We start from the raw sequence: 16,990 nt of genomic DNA on the forward strand, positions 1-16,990 counted from the left end.
GTCTGACACCGGCCCTCGCGCGACGGCCCGGACGCCCAGTCGGGCGGCGGCCGCAAGCGCCCGGGATCTTGACGCCCGAGCGGGGTAGACGGAAAGGGACCGAGGGAGGAGAACAGTGACGACGTACGTCATCTCGGTGCCGGGGACGTTCACCGGCGACGCCGGGCAACAGACACAGGACGAACTCGCCCGGGCCCTGCGCCCGGCGGACCCGCACCACACGCACATGGGCAACGAGGAGGACCTCGACGTCCTCACCGTCAACGACGACGGCACCTTCACCGTCCGCGTCACGGTCGACGCCGCCAGCGGCCCGGAGGCCGAACTGGAGGCCCGCCGGTACGCGGAGGCGGCCCTGGACTCCGTCGGGCTCGACGAGGGCAGCGCGCCGCTCGGACCGGCGGTGATCACGGGCATCGACTCCGGCGACTGAGGCCGCGGGGCCGTGGACCGGCCGGCGCCGCCCGCGGCCGCGGACAAGGCTCCAGGACACCGGACGGGACGTCGGGCGAGCCCCGTCCGGCAAGACATCGGAAACGTTGTCGGGGGTACACCCATGGCGGAGGTTCATGATGTTCGAGGCAAGCGACATCCGTGAATGGCGTGGCCACGATGTGGTCGACCCGCACGGGCACAAGATCGGTGTCCTGGAGGCGATTTACGTGGACACCGCCACCGACCAACCCTTCTTCGCCACGGTGACCGTGGGGCTTCCCACGCGCCGGCGCCTGGTCTTCGCGCCGCTGCCCGGCGCGACCGTGGGACCGGGCTACCTCAAGATTGCCCACTCCAAGGACGTGGTGAAGAAGGCGCCCACGATCGACACCGACGGTGAGCTGCCGGCCACGGACGAGCCGGAGATCTTCGCGCACTACGAACTCGACTACGTACCGGGAAGTGGCGGCGAACGCCGTCTCGCCCGTCGCTGACGCCAGTGATCCACCGTAGGCGCAAGGAGCGCAGATGAGCCTCTTTCTCTTCCTGGTGCTCGTGGCCCTGGTCCTGGGCATCATCGGATTCGCCGCACACGGCCTGTTCTATCTGCTGATCATCGGCGTGGTGGTACTGCTCGCCGACCTCGTCTACGCCGCCGTGCGCTTCCGCCGAGGGGGCAGGAAGCACCGCGTCGCGCGCTGAGGACGGGCGGGCGGGGGTTATGGCCCAGACGCGTCCCCGTACCGATACCGGTACCGGGACGCGTACCGGTGCCGGTACGCCAACGCCCGCTCCGGACAGAGAAGTTGCGCGGTGTCTGTACGCGGTTCGGGTCATGAGATAGCGTCGCCCTGCCCCAGCCAATTGAATCGTTTCAATACGCTGACCGTTTCCATGCGCGGCAGCAGGGGCCAGAAGCCGCCTTCGAGGACGAGGTGCCATGACATCGAGCAGCACGTCGGAGAATCCCGTACCACCCGGCCCGCGCCGCCGCACCGTCATCGCGGCGGGCGCCACAGCCGCAGCCCTGACCATCGGCCCCCCGGGTACGGCATACGCCGCCGCGGCACCCGACGCGGACACCGCGACCGGAGCCCCCCGCCCGGGTACCGGCTGGCAGCGCTACGTCCACGGACCCGCATCCCGCACGGTACGGCCCCAACGGATCCTCGATCCCACCGGCGACGTACGCGACCCGGACGCGCTGCTGAAGCCCGGCGGCGCCGTCACCGTGCTGCGCCGCCCGCAGCCCGCCCCCGCGCCCCGCTGGCCGGCGGGCACCACCGCCGAGGCCTCGTCCTCGCACGCCGGCAACAACGGCAACGACGGGCGACCGCGCACTTACGACGCCACCAACGCCGTCGACGGCGACCCCGACACCTTCTGGAACGACGACACCCCGGCCGCCTTCCCCGACGTCCTGACCATCACCATGCCCGAGGCCCGGCAGCTGTCCGGGATCACGGTGATCTCCAACAGCGACGGGGTGCCCACCGCGTTCACGGTCGACGTGTGGGCGGACGGCGCCTGGACGAACGCCGCCACGGTCTCCGACAACGATGTCATCCAGCGGGCGGTGCCCTTCCGCACCCCGGTCCCCGCGAGCCGGGTGCGCATCACCGTGACCGCCGTCCAGGACACTCCCCGCGGGGCGTTCACCAGGATCAACGAGGTGTGGCCCGAGCCGGTCGAACCACCGGCGGCGCCGCCCGGCGTCACGGTGGACTTCGGCAAGGTCGTCGTCGGATATCCGCGCATCCGCTTCACCTCCGCCTCCGACAACGCGCCGGGAGTGCGCCTCGCGTTCTCGGAGACCCGGCGCTTCCTCACCGACCGCTCCGACTTCACCCGCTCCGACCAGTCGGGCGGCGCGGGCCAGGGCACCGACCAGTTCGCCGTGCCGCCGCAGGGCGCCGACTGGACCGACCACAAGGGCTTCCAGGCGGGCGACAAGGTATACGCCGACGGCCTCCACGGCTTCCGATACCTGCGGATCACCCTCGACGCCCTGCCGTCCGACGCGCCCGCGGCCCAGCCCTGGGGGACGGTCGAGATCGACTCCGTCGGCCTGGACTTCACCGCCTACCGGGGCACGCCCGGCACCTACCGCGGCTGGTTCCTCTGCTCCGACGACGACCTCAACCGCTACTGGTACGGCGCCGCGTACACCAACGAGCTCGTCACCGACACCTTCCGTGAGGACGACGTCGACCCGCGGGGCGCCTGGAGCGCCTCGCTCGAAGGCAGGCTCGTCCTGCACGACGGGGCCAAACGCGACCGCGACCCGTACGTGGGCGATCTGGCCGTCTCGGCGCGCACGTTGTATCTCACGCATGACGACGCGGCGGCCGCCGCACGCAACGTGCTCGCCGATCTCGCCGACCACCAGCGCGCCGACGGCTGGATACCGCCCGCCTCCATCTCCGGCTACACGCTCCCGCTGTTCGACTATCCCCTGTGGTGGGTCACCTGCAGCTGGGACTACGTGCTGTACACCGGGGACCGGAACTACGCGGCCCGCTACCACCCGAACCTGGTGAAGGTGCTGGACACCTGGTACCCGAGCGTCACCGGCGAGGCCGGTCTGCTCAGCAAGGGGCTCAACGGCACCGGGGGATACGGCGACTACGCGTTCCTGGGCCGCACCGGCCGGGTCACCTACTACAACGTCCTGTACGTCCAGGCTCTCAGGGACGCCGCGCGGCTCGCCCGGCTGCTGGGCCGCGAATCCGACGCGGCCCGCTGGACGGAGCGGGCCGCGTCGGTCACGGACGCGATCAACACGCACCTGTGGGACGCCGACGCGGGTGCCTACCTCGACTCCGCCACCGGGCCCGCTCGCCATGCCCAGGACGGCAACGCCCTCGCCGTCACCGCGGGCGTCGCCGACGCCGGGCGGGCGGCGTCGGCCCTCACCCATCTCGACGCCACGACCCGACTGCCGTACGGCAACGCGTTCATGGACAACGACACCCTCTTCGCCGGCGCGTCCCAGCGCGTGTACGCCTTCACGTCGTACCCGGAGATCGTGGCCCGCTTCCTCGCCGGGCGCACGGACTCCGCGCTCGACCAGATCCGGCGCACCTACGGCTGGATGGACGGGCACGACCCCGGCATCACGCACTGGGAGGGCATCGGCCCCGGCGGATCCCTGTACGAGGACGCCTACACCAGCATGGCGCACGGCTGGTCCACCGGTGTCCTGCCGGCCCTGACCCACCATCTGCTGGGGGCGAGACCGGCCTCACCGGGATACGCCACCTGGGAGGTGTGTCCGCAGCCGGGCGACGTCGCCTGGGCGCAGGGCCGACTGCCCACCCCGCACGGCGCTTTGCTGGTCGCCTGGGAGAACTCCGGAAGTGTCTTCCACGTCGTCCTCGACATCCCGAGGGGGACGCGGGGCACGCTCGTCGTGCCGGGTGACGGTCGGCGGCTGACCGTGCGGGCCCGCGGCCGCACGCTGTGGGACGGTCGCCACGCCTCCTCCGAAGGGGTCGCCGTCGTCGACGGAAGGGTGACGATCTCCGGACTGGGCCCGGGAACACACGACTTCACGGCCCGACGCGACAGCTGACCGCTGCTCGGCGTGGCCGCTCGAGAAGCCCATCCGGGCGGGCCGTCGGTGCTGTCGCCGCCACGGCGCGCCGGTAGGTCCATATCAGCGCGGGCAGCCGGGCCAAGGAGGTGGCCGAGTGAAGTGCCTTCTCCCTAGGATGGGTTGCCAGGCGCGCCGGAGACTTCGGTGCGCGACCTGCGGCTGGGGGAGACGATGGAGTCCGGGAAGCGGCTGTCCACCAAGATCGATGCCACGGTTCCGACGGCCGCGCGCATGTACGACCACTACCTGGGCGGCAAGGACAACTACGCCGTGGACCGGGCCGCGTGCGAGGAACTGGACAAGGTGGTGCCCAGCACGCGGGCGCTGGCCCTGAACAACCGGCGCTTCCTGCAGCGGGTGGTCGGACAGCTGGCCAAGGAGTACGGCATCCGGCAGTTCCTGGACCACGGCTCAGGGCTGCCCACCCAGGACAACGTGCACCAGGTGGCGCAGCGGATCGATCCGGAGTCGCGGGTGGTGTACGTCGACAACGACCCGATGGTCCTGGTGCACGGCCGCGCCCTGCTGGACCAGAACGACCGCACCGCCGTCATCCAGGCCGACCTGCGCGACACCGAGGAGATCTTCTCCCATCCGGACACCAAGCGGCTGATCGACTTCTCGCAGCCGGTGGCGGTGCTGTTCAACTCGGTGTTCCACTGCATCCCGGACAGCGAGACCGACGGGCCCATGGCGGTGGTGCGCAGGGTGACCGAACGGCTTGTGCCCGGCAGCTGTCTGCTGATGTGTCAGCTGGTCAGCGAGGACCCGGAGGTCCGGGACTTCGTCACGAACTTCATGGACCAGGCGACGCAGGGCCACTGGGGCCGAGTGCGGCAGGAGAAGGACGTCGTCGAGTGGTTCGAGGGGCTCGAGATCCTCGAACCGGGCCTGGTGGAGGTGTCCACCTGGCGGCCCGACACCGACGTGGCCCCTCGCCAGGCCACCCAGGAGTGGATCGAGTTCGGCGGAGTGGGCCGGATCCGGTAGCCGCAGGCACCGGACCACGGCTCACACGCCGTCGAAGCGCACCACGGCTCAAGTGATGCCGTGGCGCACGACGGCTCACACGACGCCGCAGCGCACCAAGGCTCACACCACGCCGTAGCGCTGTTCGGCCGTCTCGCGCAGGCGCGCCAGGGACCGGCGGGGATCGAGGGCGTCGTCCGCCAGTTGGTCCAGCGTCACCCGGTACTGCTCGGTCTCGTCGCGGTCCTCCAGGAACGTGGCGCTCTTGATGTGTTCCAGGTAGACGACGTCCGGCAGGTCGAGCCCGCCGAAGCGCAGATAGGTGACGGGGATGGCCGGCGCGGAGGCGTTGGTCACGTCCAGCGGGACGATCTGCAGCGTCACGTGCGGCAGTTGGGCCATGACGATCAGGTGCTCCAGCTGCTCGCGCATGATCTCCCGGCTGCCCAGGACGCGCAGCAGCACGGACTCGTCGACGACCGCCCACAGCTGGGGCGGGTCCGCCCGCCGCAGCAACTCGGCGCGCTTCATGCGCAGTTCGACGCGCCGCTCCACCTCGCGGGCCGGTGCGGAGGGCAGTCCGCGCTGCACCACGGCACGGGTGTAGGCCGGAGTCTGCAGCAGCCCGGGAACGTACTGGATCTCGAACGTACGGATGGAGTCGGCCGCTTCCTGCAGTCCGACGAGCCTGTCGAACCACTCCGGCATCAGACGCTTGTCGAAGCGCTGCCACCACCCCGGTTCCCCGGCACGCCGCAGCAGTTGCAGCAGCACCGAGGTCTCGTACTCCTCCGTCTTGTACAGCTCCAGCAGAGCTCGCACATCCGCCTCGGTGGGCGGCCTGCGTCCCTTGCCCGCCTCGATGCGCGACAGTTTCGCCGGGCTGAACCCCACGGCACGGGCGGCCTGTTCCTGTGGGAGCCCCGCGTCCTCGCGAAAGCCCGCCAGCTGCACGCCGACCAGCATCTTCAGCAGGGTCGGCGCGGGCTCGGTGCGATCCAGGTACGGTTCGAGGCGGGAGACGCGGGGTGACTCGGAGGGCATCCTGACTCCCAGTGGGCAGTGGGCAACAGCATGCATTATCGCATCTGTACGCCTCCAGCCGTAGGCGCAGGCCGAAGAGATTGCGTCCGTGCCGTCACAGCAGGTGGTCGAACTCGCCGTCCCTGACGCCCGCCAGGAACGCGGCCAGTTCGGCCGGCGTGTAGATCAGCGCGGGCCCGTGCGGGTCACGGGAGTTGCGCATCGCCACACCCCCCTCGGCCAGGGCCGCGACCTCGACACAGTTGCCCTCGGCGTTGCTGTGCCGGCTCTTGAGCCAGCGGACGTCCAGTGAGCTGGCTCGAACCCCGTTCGGAATCGATGGCACCGCTCTCTCCTCGCATGTGTCGCGCCACGCGGTCGCCACCGCTTTCGAGGCGGCCCGGTTCCCAAGTGGCGCTGGCTGGCTGGAACTGCGCGCAATTTCTCGTGAAATTGCACGGAGTCGCTCTCAAGGTGGATACTAACCACGACGCCGACCTTCATGCCTGCCCCGTCCTGACGTCACTTCAGGAGATGCCGTGTCGCTCCCCGCGCACCCAGCACCCTGGTCCGGTCCCACTGCGTTCCCGGTGGGACGGGCCGCAGTCACCGGTACCGCCCGTCCCGCCGCGCCCAGGACGGTCCAGCTGTCCCTGTCCGGTGATCTCACCGGATGCGGCCAGGCCCGCGCGTTCACCGAACGCGCGCTCCTCGACTGGGGTTTGGACCAGTGCATCGACGACGCCCTGACGGTCGTCTCCGAGCTGACGGCCAACGCCATGCTGCACGCCCGACGCTGTGACGCGGGTGACGAAGGAGAGACCGACGTGCGCCTGAGGCTCACGCGCCGGCCGGCTCATCTGGTGTGCGCGGTCACCGACCGGAGCGACGCCGTCCCCGTGAGCCCCCACGCCCCGGACTCCTTCCAGGAGCACGGACGCGGCCTGTTCATGGTGGAGGCGCTCGCGCAGCACTGGGGTTGGACCCGCTACACCCCGTCGGGCAAGACGGTCTGGGCCATTCTGCCCACAGAGGCGCCCGCCTGACATGACGTCACAAGTTGGGGTCCGCGGCGGTCGGTATCCGGTGGTGGGGGAGAGGCTCCCCGTACGGCTCCGGGACGTCGGCCTCGTCTCCTGGCGCGACATCGAGGACGTCTCGGGGTCCGCCGCCGCCATTCCCTTCCTGCTCGCCGCCGTCGCCTCGGGCGACGAGCCCGCCGCCCGCAACGCGCTGGAGCGGCTGCAGCACCGCATCTGTCAGTACGGGTTCGTCGTCGGCCAGGCGACCGCTGTCACGGTCCCCTTCCTGTGGGACCTCGCGCAACGGCCGCAGACCACCTGCCGGGCGCAGATCCTCCGGCTCCTGCGGAAGATCGCCGACGCGCGCCAGTGGGAAACCACCGTCGCCGCCTATCCGAAGCTCCGCCGTCACCATGGCGACCACGTCGAATGGGAGTGCGCGGCCCGCAGCGCGGTGAGAGCCCAACGCGGCGTGATTCCGAGTCTGCTGGCCGAGCCGGACGCCGAAGTCGTCCACGCCACCAAGGAACTCGCCGCCACGCTGGACGCCTGAGATCTCAGCCGACGCGGGCCACGCCCGCGTAGATGCCGCTGCCCTCCGCCTGCGCGGACGGGGTGGAGGGGCCCCACTCGGTGGCGGTGACCAGGCCGGGCGGCACGAGCTCCAGACCGTCGAAGAAGCGCTCCACCTCCGCGCGGGTGCGGAAGCCGAGCTGGATGCCCCCCTTCGCGTACTCGGCCGTGACGCGCTCGGCGAGTTCGGGGAAGAGGTCCGACGCGGCGTGCGACAGCACCAGATAGCTGCCCGGCGGGAGCGTGGCCACCAGATTGCGGACGATGCCGTGGGCGTCCTGTTCGTCGGTGATGAAGTGCATCAGCGCGATGAGCGACAGCGCGATGGGCCGGTCGAAGTCGAGGACGTGCCGGGCGTGTTCGACGATCCCTTCCGGGTGCCGTACGTCGGCCTCGATGTAGTCGGTGACCCCCTCGGGGCGGCTGACCAGCAACGCCTCGGCATGGCGCAGCACGATCGGGTCGTTGTCGGCGTAGACGACCTTCGCCGCCGGCGCGATCTCCTGCACGATCTGATGGAGATTCGGTTCGGTGGGGATCCCCGTGCCGATGTCCAGGAACTGGTCGATGCCGTGGGCGGCGAGCCACCCGGCCGCCCGGTGCATGAACTCCCGGTTCTGCCGGGCCGCGTCCCGTGCCTCGGGGGGCAGTTGCTCCCCGACGGCCTCGTCGACCGGGTAGTTGTCCTTGCCGCCGAGCAGCCAGTCGTAGACCCGCGCGGGGTGCGGTCGGCCGGTGTCGATCCGGGAGGAGGACTGGGGGCCGGTCGTCATGGCAGCTCCATAGAGGCGGTATCGGAACGGGCCGAGTACTCGATCATCGTACTCGCGTGTCATCTCGCCCTGGAGGCAAGGGAGTCGGGCCACTTCGCGCACCGACGGAGAACACGCTTCGAGCTGGAGAAGATTTTGCCTGTGGCCGATTCCCGTGGGGAGCGCTACGGCGATACCGGCATCCACGGGTTTTGCGTATGCCAAGTGGGGCCGAAAGCAGGGGGTCGGTGGGTCGGTGACGTTACGGCCGTGTTGACCGGCCCGAGGGCGTGGCGCACGCTCGAAATGCATGGCAGCTACAACTTGTTTGTTCGCGGGTCGTCGTAGCACGTGCGAAACCCCACGTGGGAGACCGGCCCGAGCAGACCCGAAGTGGGAGGCACCACATGTGCGGCATCACCGGCTGGATCTCCTTCGACCGCGAACTGGGCACGCAGACCGCCACATTGGATGCGATGACGGAGACGATGGCCTGCCGGGGACCGGACGACCGCGGCACCTGGATCCAGGGACACGCGGCCCTCGGGCACCGCAGGCTGGCGATCATCGACCTCCCCGGCGGCAGGCAGCCCATGAGCGTCGACACCCCGCACGGCACCGTGACCCTCGTCTACTCGGGGGAGACGTACAACTTCACCGAGCTGCGCCGTGAACTGACCGGCCGTGGCCACCGTTTCACCACCCACTCCGACACCGAGGCGGTCCTGCACGGATACCTCGAATGGGGCGAGGGGATCGCGGAACGGCTCAACGGGATGTACGCGTTCGCCGTCTGGGACGGCCGCCGGGACAAGCTGGTGATAATCCGGGACCGCATGGGCATCAAGCCCTTCTACTACTACCCGACGCCCGACGGAGTCCTGTTCGGCTCCGAACCCAAGGCGATCCTCGCCAACCCGCTGGCCCCCGCCCGCGTCACCACGGACGGCCTTCGGGAGCTGTTCACCATGGTCAAGACGCCCGGGCACGCCGTCTGGGACGGCATGGCGGAGGTCGAACCCGGCACCGTCGTCACCGTCGACCGGACGGGGATCGACCGCCGCGCCTACTGGCAGTTGGAGACCCGGGCGCACACCGACGACCGCGACACCACCGTCGCCACGGTCCGTTCCCTCCTCGAGGACATCGTGCGCCGCCAGCTCGTCGCCGACGTGCCGCGCTGCACGCTGCTCTCCGGCGGCCTCGACTCCTCCGCGATGACCGCACTCGCCGCCCGCCGACTCGGCGAACGCGGCGAGAAGGTCCGCAGCTTCGCCGTCGACTTCGTCGGCCAGGCCGACCACTTCGTCGCCGACGACCTGCGCGGCACCCCCGACACGCCGTTCGTCCACGACGTGGCCCGCACCGCCCACACCGAACACCAGGACATCGTCCTGGACGCGCAGACCCTCGCCGACCCCGACGTCCGCGCCAAGGTCATCAGGGCCCGCGACCTGCCCGCCGGGCTCGGCGACATGGACGCCTCGCTGTACCTGCTCTTCCAGGCCATCCGCGACCAGTCGACGGTCGCGCTGTCCGGCGAGTCCGCCGACGAGGTCTTCGGCGGCTACCAGCAGTTCTTCGACGAAGAAGCCCGCAGCGCCGCCACCTTCCCCTGGCTGGTGCGCTTCGGCCGCCACTTCGGCGAGGACGCCGAGGTCCTGCGCCCCGGCCTCCTCGACACCCTCGACCTGGACGGATACGTCGCCGACGGCTACCGCACCGCAATCGCCGGCATCCGCCGCCTCGACGGGGAGAGCGACTTCGAGTACCGCATGCGGCAGATCTGCCACCTGCACCTCACCCGCTTCGTCCGCGTCCTGCTCGACCGCAAGGACCGCGCGAGCATGGCCGTAGGCCTGGAGGTCAGGGTCCCGTTCTGCGACCACCGGCTGGTCGAGTACGTCTACAACACCCCCTGGGCGCTGAAGTCCTTCGACGGCAGGGAGAAGAGCCTGCTGCGCGAGGCGACCGCCGACCTGCTGCCGAAGTCCGTGTACGACAGGGTCAAGAGCCCCTACCCCTCCACCCAGGACCCCAAGTACGCCGTCGCCCTCCAGGACCAGGCCAAGGACCTGCTGTCCCGGACCACGCACCCGGTCTTCGACCTCGTCGACCGCGACCGCCTGCACCGCGTCGCACACCGCGAGACCGCCGTGAGTACGCAGGCCGAGCGGCGCGGCCTCGAACGCGCCCTCGACCTCGCGCTGTGGCTGGACCTGTACCGCCCCGAGATCAGGCTCGACTGACCCCTCGCTCCTTGCCGGCAGCGGACGTTCGGTGGTCCGGACCGGTATTCGGCAACTTCCGGAGGGCTCTTTCGCGTGATGACACAAAGAGGCCGGACACCGGGGGGCGGACGTGCAGTTCATCGAAGTGACCGGGCTGGCCGGGGTGCGATCGGCCGTGATCCGGTTCACGCGGCCGGGGACGGGCCTGACGTTCGTGCTCTTCCCCATGGTCCATCTCGCAGAGGCGGCCTTCTACCAGGAGGTGACGGCACGGCTGCGCCGCACCTGCGACCTGGTGGTCGCGGAGGGCATCGGGGAGGGCTCACCCGGCGCCGACGCCCTCGTCGCCTCGTACCGCCGACTGGACGGTCACGAACGCCTCGGCCTGGTGGTGCAGGACCTCGACTTCGACGGGCTCGGGCTGCCCGTGGTGTGCCCCGACATGAGCGGCGCCCGGTTCCAGGAGGGGTACGCGCGCCTGCCGTGGAAGGAACGCGCGATGGTGGCCACTCTCGTCCCCGCCTTCACCGCCGGCATGCGCCTGCTGGGCACACGCCACTGGCTCGCCCGGCACCTCACGCTGGAGGACCTGATGAGCGAGGGCGAGGAGGCCGCGGCCGACCTGTGGCCTGGTCTGGACGACCTGGTGCTACGACGCCGGGACCAGCTGCTGACCAAGGCACTGACCGACCTCGACGGTGCCTACGCCGGACGCACCGGCCCCTTCTCCATCGCCGTCGTCTACGGCGCCGGACACATGCGCGCCGCCTCCGAGGCCCTGGTCGGCCTCGGCTACCACGCCGCGGACGCCGAGTGGATCACGGTGTTCACGCTCGATCCGCCCGACACGCCACGGTCCTGAGCCGATGAGGGAGGTCGCCCGTTCGGAAAGCCTGGCTTGAGCCCGCGTCGCCGGGTTACCCGGCAGGCATGGCGAAGCTGCATCTCCCGGGACACAAAGACCAGGACCACCGCGACGACCACCCGGACTCCCGGGTGCCTTCGCCGGAGGAGGCGGGACCGGACGGAGAGGTCGAACGGGCCGCCCCCGACACCCCGACGAAAATGCCGAAGGGCGCCTGGGGCGCCGTGTTCAAGGGCAGCCTCAAGGAGTTCAAGGACGACGAACTCACCGACCGGGCGGCGGCGCTCACCTACTACGGGGTGCTGTCCCTGTTCCCGGCCCTGTTGGTCCTGGTGTCCCTGCTGGGCATCACCGGCAAGTCCGCCACCGACAAGGTGCTCTCCAACCTCAAGCAGCTGGCCCCCGGTTCGGCGCGCGACATCATCACCCGGGCGGTGGAGCAGCTGCAGAACAACTCCGGGGTCGGCTCGGTCATGGCCATCGTCGGCATCGTGCTGGCGATCTGGTCCGCGTCCGGCTATGTGGCCGCCTTCATCCGCGCCGCGAACGCCGTCTACGACATGCCGGAGGGCCGGCCGGTGTGGAAGGTACTGCCGGTACGGGTCGGAGTGACGGTCGTGCTCCTTGTGCTGGCGGTGATCAGCGCGCTGATCGTCGTCTTCACCGGAGGACTGGCCCACCAGGCCGGGCAGGCACTCGGCGTCGGTGACACCGCGCTGACGGTCTGGGCGATCGCCAAGTGGCCCGTCCTCGTCCTGCTGGTGACGGTGATGATCGCGCTCCTGTACTGGGCCACCCCGAACGCCAAGGTCAAGGGCTTCCGGTGGATCACCCCGGGCAGCCTGCTGGCCCTGCTGATCTGGCTGGCCGCCTCCGCCGGCTTCGCGTTCTACGTCGCCAACTTCGCCTCGTACAACAAGACGTACGGCACCATGGCGGGCGTCATCGTCTTCCTCGTCTGGCTGTGGATCAGCAACCTCGCGATCCTCCTGGGCCTGGAGTTCGACGCCGAGAGCGTACGTCAGCGGGCCATCGCCGGCGGCCTCCCGCCCGAGCGGGAGCCCTACACCCAGCCTCGCGACACCCGCACCTGGGACGAGGAGGACGTCCGCCGCCTGGAGGCCGACTGACCGGGCCACCGCCGACGGTCGGCCGAGGGAGTGCGACATCGGTCGGAATGATGACGGATGACCGACAAAGCGCGACAAACGGAGAGCCACGCGAGAGGCTGCGGCTGAAGCCGTCCCACCCGTGAGGGACCGCAGCCCTGCTCGAGGAGTCACCGTGAACGCGACCGACGACAGCTACCGCTTCGACGACCTCACCGCCCTGTTCGTCAACTGCACGCTCAAGCCGTCCCCCCAGCAGAGCCACACCCAGGGCCTGATCGACAAGAGCCGGGCGATCATGGCGTCGCGCGGGGTGCGCACGGACGTGATCCGCGCCGTCGACCACGACCTCGCCCCCGGCGTCTACCCGGACATGACCGAACACGGCTTCGCGACGGACGCGTGGCCGGCGTTGTACGAGAAGGTCATGGCCGCCGACATCCTGGTGATCGCCGGACCGATCTGGCTGGGCGACAACAGCTCGGTCACCAAACAAGTGATCGAACGGCTCTACAGCTGCTCCGGTCTGCTCAACTCCGAAGGCCAGTACGCCTATTACGGCCGCGTCGGCGGTTGCCTGATCACCGGCAACGAGGACGGCGTGAAGCACTGCGCGATGAACATCCTCTACAGCCTGCAGCACCTCGGGTACACCATCCCGCCGCAGGCCGACGCCGGCTGGATCGGACCGGCGGGGCCGGGTCCCTCGTATCTGGACCCCGGGTCGGGCGGCCCGGAGAACGACTTCACCAACCGCAACACGACCTTCATGACCTGGAACCTCATGCACCTGGCCGCCATGCTCAAGCGTGCGAAGGGCGTCCCGGCGCACGGCAACCAGCGCTCGGAGTGGGACGCGGGCTGTCGCTTCGACGCCCCCAACCCCGACTACCGCTGAGCCCTTTCCGCCCGCCCCTCTTCGGATCTCAGGCCGCCGCGACGAAGGCCGCGTCGATGGCGGTGTCCGTGCGGGCGTGGACGACCAGACGGGGGCTGACGCCGTCGGCGTCAGCCTCCAGCAGGCGGCGGGCGGGCGCGCTGTGGGTGGCCACGGACATCAGGACGCCGAGACGGGCGCACATGTGATGGGCGCGCAGGACCGCGCTGACCACCGGGGCTCCCGTGGCCGCCTCTTCGAGAACCACGACGACGGGCGTCGGCCTGTAGGCATGGATCAGATCACTTATCTCCGTCGTGAGCATGGCGCGCCGGGTGATTCCGGGATCACTCTCGACGGTCACGACGAGGACACCACGTTCGAACCTATGAGACACCATGCCCTGATCCCCTCCATGTGCGGTCGTTCAGAGCCGAAGTACCCCAAGGGGATTGTGTGAATCAGGGGAACGAGTTGTGGAGAGCGGTGTCGGAGAGACGGGGAACTCGTTCCCGCCGCGACCGCTTGACCTGCACTCATACGGGTACTCCAAGGTGTTGGTCCTGAAAGCCGCGGCGACTGGATGGTGAGGTACATGGGAGCGTGCACGCAGCCTGGGGCCCTCGCCGCCCGCGCGGCCCTGACGGACAAGAGCTGACCTCGCGTCGGGCGGGACCCATGGGACTTCTGGCCCGCGTGGATGCCTACCAGCGACGCCACCGCTGGGTGGGCCTGCCGCTCGGGGTCCTCTACAAGTTCTACGACGACCAGGTCACCTACCTCGCCGCGCTCCTGGCCTACTACGCGTTCCTGTCCCTCTTCCCGCTGCTGCTGATCCTCGTAGCCGTCCTGGGAGCGCTGCTCCACGGCGACCCCGGACTGCGGCAGCGCGTCATCGACTCCGCGCTCAGCGAGTTTCCCGTCATCGGCGACCAGATCGGCGAGAACGTCCACTCCTTCCACGCCAGCGGCGCCGCGCTGGCGGTGGGCATCGCGGGCAGCCTCTACGGCGCGCTCGGCGTGGCCCAGGCCGCGCAGTACGCGCTCAACAAGATCTGGGCGGTGCCCCGGCACGCGCGGCCGGATCCCCTGCGCTCACGGCTGAAGGGCCTGCTGTTCCTGTCGATCCTCGCGGTCGGGCTGTGCGTGGCCACCGGGCTGACCACCGTGGAGTCCGCGGCCAGCGTCTTCGGTACCCGCCTGGCCACCGGCATCCGGGTCGGTGCCGCACTGGGGGCGGCCGTCCTGAACGCCGCTCTGCTCCTGCTCGCCTACCGAGTGCTGACCCACCGCCGGCTCCCGGCCCGAAAGCTCTACGGCGCCACGCTCGGCGGCGCCTGCGCCTGGCAGTTGCTGCAGTGGGGCGGCTCGTACTACGTCGACCACGTCCTGCGGGGCGCCACGGCCACCTACGGCATGTTCGGCATCGTCCTCGGCCTGCTGGCCTGGCTGTACCTCGGCGCCCTGATCTTCCTGACGACGGCCGAGGTGAGCTCGGTCCGCGTGATGCGCCTGTGGCCGCGCAGCCTGTTGACCCCGTTCACCGACCAGGTGCTGCTCAGTCCGGGGGACCGGCGCGCCTACCGGTCGTACGCCGAGACCGAGACCTTCAAGGGCTTCCAGAAGGTCCGCGTGCGCTTCGAGCCGCCGCCGAAGACGCTGGGCGACGACCTGCCCGAGGAGGAAGGACCGTAGGGTCCGGCCTCAGCTGTGACCGCCGGGTCCTTCCGTGCGGCAAACCGTTTGGCGGTCGGCGGCCCGGGCACCCGGGCGCCACGCCGGACGATCCTGCGGAGGCCAGCCGATGAGCGAGCACACACCATCCCAGGCCGAGGGCGAGCGGGACGACGACACGGCCCCCGATGCACCCGGAGTCCGTCCCGACTACGACCCGCCCTGGACGACTCCCTCCCAGGCGGAGGGAGAGCGCGACGACGAGGGCGAGGAAGAACGCTCCCTGGCCGACGCGCCGGACCAGAACACCGGCGCAGGCGAGGAGAAGCCGGAGGAGCACTCTGGGAGTCAGTGACTCCGGAACTTCTCGACGGCGGCCGGAGTGACCGGGGTGAAGAAGTTGACGAGGTTGCCGTCGGGGTCGCGGAACAGCAGCGACCGGTTGCCCCAGGGCATCGTGGTGGGCCCGGCGACGAAGTCGGTGACGTGGTCGGTCAGGTTCTGGTGCACGCCGTCCACGTCGTCGACGAGGAACTCGGTGATCACGCTCTGGTTGGCCGCCGGGCGGGCGGAGCCCGGGGCGAACAGGGGGACGGTGCGCGTACCGGCGATCGCGAGGGTGGCGTGCGGGGTCCTGATCTCGGCGAAGTCCTCGGTGGCCCGGACCGCCCGCAGTCCGGTGGCCCGCTCGTAGAACTCGACGAGACGTGCGACGTCGCCGGTGATGATGCGGATCGAGACGAACTCCATGGTGATCTCCCTGGCTGCTTGGAACTGCTTCGCGCCGCGAAAAGCGCCGCACTCCGCAGACTAGGAGCAATACAGGACAGAATCCGTCCTGTATTCACGTACGCTGTCCTCATGCCTGGACCCACCGGTCGCGTCCTGACGCTCCTCGAACTGCTGCAGTCGGGTGGCACCCGGACCGTGGCGGAGCTCGCCGACCGGCTCGGCGTCGAGGGACGTACCGTGCGGCGGTACGTGGACCAGCTGCTCGACCTCGACGTACCCGTGGAATCGGTCCGCGGCCGCTACGGCGGCTACCGTCTCGCCCCCGGGTACCGGCTCCCCCCGCTCATGCTCAGCGACGACGAGGCGCTGGCCGTGCTGCTCGGACTCATCGCCGGCCGCCGGGCCGGGCTGACCCCGGAGCACACGGCGAGCGAGACCGCGGCGGCCAAGATCCGGCGGGTTCTGCCGAAGCACACCGCCCGCCGCCTGGACGCACTCCTGCAAGCACTCGACTTCACCGACCGGCCGGGCGAGGTCGCCACCCCGGACACCGGGGTCCTGCTCACCGTCACCGATGCGGTGCGCCACCGCCGGCCCGTCTCGGTCCGCTACACCGACCGCGACGGACGGGGCAGCGAACGCACCCTGCATCCGTACGGGGTGGTCGCTCATTCCGGCCGGTGGTACGTCACCGGCAGGGACGCCGGCATCGGCGAGGACCGGACGTTTCGACTCGACCGCATCGCGGACGCCCGCACCCTGCCCGGCACGTTCGAGGCGCCCCCGGGACCCGCCCCGGCAGAACGTCTGCTGTCGGGGTTCGCCACGGCCGAGTACCGGCACGAGGTGACCGTCCGGATCCAGGGGACGGCCGAGCAGATCCGCGCCCAGCTGCCCGCCGGCATCGCCACCCTGGAGGAGTGCGAACCCCCGGCAGGCACGGACGAACGGTGGCTGCGCGCCGAGCTGCGGGCGGAACGCCTCGACTGGTTGCCCGCGACGCTCGCCTCGCTCGACCGCCCGTTCGTGATCGAACGCCCCGACGCACTGCGCGACCGCGTCGCCGCGTTCGCCGACCGGCTCGCCTCCTTCGCACGCTCGAGGTGACTGGACAGGGCGGCCCAGGGTTG

At 70.3% G+C, this 16,990-nt stretch carries 19 protein-coding genes; 14 read left to right on the forward strand and 5 right to left on the reverse strand.

Translation table 11 applies throughout. The features are described 5' to 3' along the window. Window positions 1-115: 115 nt before the first annotated feature. From ACIGDI_RS38685 to ACIGDI_RS38705, 5 genes are all read left to right on the forward strand, one after another. Window positions 116-433, forward strand: coding sequence for a hypothetical protein (locus tag ACIGDI_RS38685; protein WP_399906869.1), 318 nt, complete (start codon window positions 116-118; stop codon window positions 431-433). A 139-nt stretch (window positions 434-572) separates the two neighbouring features. After that, a complete protein-coding gene (locus ACIGDI_RS38690; protein WP_399907099.1) occupies window positions 573-929 on the forward strand; it encodes a PRC-barrel domain-containing protein in 357 nt (118 codons plus the stop codon). Window positions 930-963: 34 nt separating this feature from the next. Further along, on the forward strand, window positions 964-1,137 hold the full coding sequence (locus tag ACIGDI_RS38695; protein WP_200699868.1) for a hypothetical protein: 174 nt from the start codon (window positions 964-966) through the stop codon (window positions 1,135-1,137). A gap of 238 nt (window positions 1,138-1,375) precedes the next feature. Then, a complete protein-coding gene (locus ACIGDI_RS38700; RefSeq protein WP_399906871.1) occupies window positions 1,376-4,009 on the forward strand; it encodes an alpha-L-rhamnosidase C-terminal domain-containing protein in 2,634 nt (877 codons plus the stop codon). Between the two features lie 195 nt (window positions 4,010-4,204). Continuing rightward, window positions 4,205-5,023: an SAM-dependent methyltransferase gene (locus ACIGDI_RS38705; RefSeq protein WP_399907101.1), complete on the forward strand. Its 819-nt coding sequence runs from the start codon at window positions 4,205-4,207 to the stop codon at window positions 5,021-5,023. 102 nt (window positions 5,024-5,125) lie between these two features. Here the strand turns inward: ACIGDI_RS38705 and ACIGDI_RS38710 are convergent, their stop codons facing one another. Beyond that, window positions 5,126-6,046: a helix-turn-helix domain-containing protein gene (locus ACIGDI_RS38710; RefSeq protein WP_399906873.1), complete on the reverse strand. Its 921-nt coding sequence runs from the start codon at window positions 6,044-6,046 to the stop codon at window positions 5,126-5,128. A gap of 94 nt (window positions 6,047-6,140) precedes the next feature. Continuing rightward, window positions 6,141-6,371: a DUF397 domain-containing protein gene (locus ACIGDI_RS38715; RefSeq protein WP_399906875.1), complete on the reverse strand. Its 231-nt coding sequence runs from the start codon at window positions 6,369-6,371 to the stop codon at window positions 6,141-6,143. A gap of 244 nt (window positions 6,372-6,615) precedes the next feature. Between ACIGDI_RS38715 and ACIGDI_RS38720 the strand changes: the two genes are divergently transcribed. Next, the gene (locus tag ACIGDI_RS38720; RefSeq protein WP_399906877.1) at window positions 6,616-7,071 is read left to right on the forward strand and encodes an ATP-binding protein; all 456 of its coding nucleotides are present in this window, start codon (window positions 6,616-6,618) and stop codon (window positions 7,069-7,071) included. A 1-nt stretch (window position 7,072) separates the two neighbouring features. Beyond that, window positions 7,073-7,600 carry a hypothetical protein gene (locus ACIGDI_RS38725; protein ID WP_399906879.1) on the forward strand — a complete coding sequence of 176 codons (528 nt, stop codon included), beginning with the start codon at window positions 7,073-7,075 and terminating at the stop codon, window positions 7,598-7,600. Between the two features lie 4 nt (window positions 7,601-7,604). Here ACIGDI_RS38725 and ACIGDI_RS38730 read toward each other — a convergent pair whose 3' ends face one another. Further along, window positions 7,605-8,393 (reverse strand): SAM-dependent methyltransferase, encoded by a 789-nt coding sequence (locus ACIGDI_RS38730; RefSeq protein WP_399906881.1) that lies wholly within the window; start codon window positions 8,391-8,393, stop codon window positions 7,605-7,607. Window positions 8,394-8,779: 386 nt separating this feature from the next. Here ACIGDI_RS38730 and asnB point away from each other — a divergent pair, with 386 nt between their 5' ends. The 4 genes from asnB to ACIGDI_RS38750 all read left to right on the forward strand — a co-directional run bounded on the left by asnB (window position 8,780) and on the right by ACIGDI_RS38750 (window position 13,475). Next, window positions 8,780-10,621 carry an asparagine synthase (glutamine-hydrolyzing) gene (asnB, locus tag ACIGDI_RS38735; RefSeq protein WP_399906883.1) on the forward strand — a complete coding sequence of 614 codons (1,842 nt, stop codon included), beginning with the start codon at window positions 8,780-8,782 and terminating at the stop codon, window positions 10,619-10,621. Window positions 10,622-10,733: 112 nt separating this feature from the next. Then, window positions 10,734-11,465: a hypothetical protein gene (locus tag ACIGDI_RS38740; RefSeq protein WP_399906885.1), complete on the forward strand. Its 732-nt coding sequence runs from the start codon at window positions 10,734-10,736 to the stop codon at window positions 11,463-11,465. Window positions 11,466-11,533: 68 nt separating this feature from the next. Next, complete coding sequence (locus tag ACIGDI_RS38745; RefSeq protein ID WP_399906887.1) at window positions 11,534-12,598, forward strand: YihY/virulence factor BrkB family protein; 1,065 nt, start codon at window positions 11,534-11,536, stop codon at window positions 12,596-12,598. A gap of 154 nt (window positions 12,599-12,752) precedes the next feature. Next, the gene (locus tag ACIGDI_RS38750; RefSeq protein WP_399906889.1) at window positions 12,753-13,475 is read left to right on the forward strand and encodes a flavodoxin family protein; all 723 of its coding nucleotides are present in this window, start codon (window positions 12,753-12,755) and stop codon (window positions 13,473-13,475) included. Window positions 13,476-13,503: 28 nt separating this feature from the next. On the opposite strand, the gene ACIGDI_RS38755 is transcribed toward ACIGDI_RS38750, so the two are convergent. After that, window positions 13,504-13,854, reverse strand: coding sequence for a hypothetical protein (locus ACIGDI_RS38755; RefSeq protein ID WP_272178934.1), 351 nt, complete (start codon window positions 13,852-13,854; stop codon window positions 13,504-13,506). Between the two features lie 278 nt (window positions 13,855-14,132). Between ACIGDI_RS38755 and ACIGDI_RS38760 the strand changes: the two genes are divergently transcribed. Both ACIGDI_RS38760 and ACIGDI_RS38765 read left to right on the forward strand, forming a co-directional pair. Next, window positions 14,133-15,149, forward strand: a complete 1,017-nt coding sequence (locus tag ACIGDI_RS38760; RefSeq protein WP_399906891.1) for a YihY/virulence factor BrkB family protein — start codon at window positions 14,133-14,135, stop codon at window positions 15,147-15,149. Window positions 15,150-15,258: 109 nt separating this feature from the next. Then, complete coding sequence (locus ACIGDI_RS38765) at window positions 15,259-15,483, forward strand: hypothetical protein (RefSeq protein WP_399906893.1); 225 nt, start codon at window positions 15,259-15,261, stop codon at window positions 15,481-15,483. On the opposite strand, the gene ACIGDI_RS38770 is transcribed toward ACIGDI_RS38765, so the two are convergent. Continuing rightward, a complete protein-coding gene (locus ACIGDI_RS38770) occupies window positions 15,477-15,878 on the reverse strand; it encodes a VOC family protein (protein ID WP_399906895.1) in 402 nt (133 codons plus the stop codon). The genes ACIGDI_RS38765 and ACIGDI_RS38770 overlap by 7 nt on opposite strands. Before the next feature lie 111 nt (window positions 15,879-15,989). Here ACIGDI_RS38770 and ACIGDI_RS38775 point away from each other — a divergent pair, with 111 nt between their 5' ends. Beyond that, window positions 15,990-16,967: a helix-turn-helix transcriptional regulator gene (locus tag ACIGDI_RS38775; RefSeq protein ID WP_399906897.1), complete on the forward strand. Its 978-nt coding sequence runs from the start codon at window positions 15,990-15,992 to the stop codon at window positions 16,965-16,967. Window positions 16,968-16,990: the final 23 nt, after the last annotated feature.

The organism is Streptomyces sp. NPDC085900 (assembly GCF_044540925.1).
Classification (GTDB): Bacteria; Actinomycetota; Actinomycetes; order Streptomycetales; family Streptomycetaceae; genus Streptomyces; species Streptomyces gilvifuscus.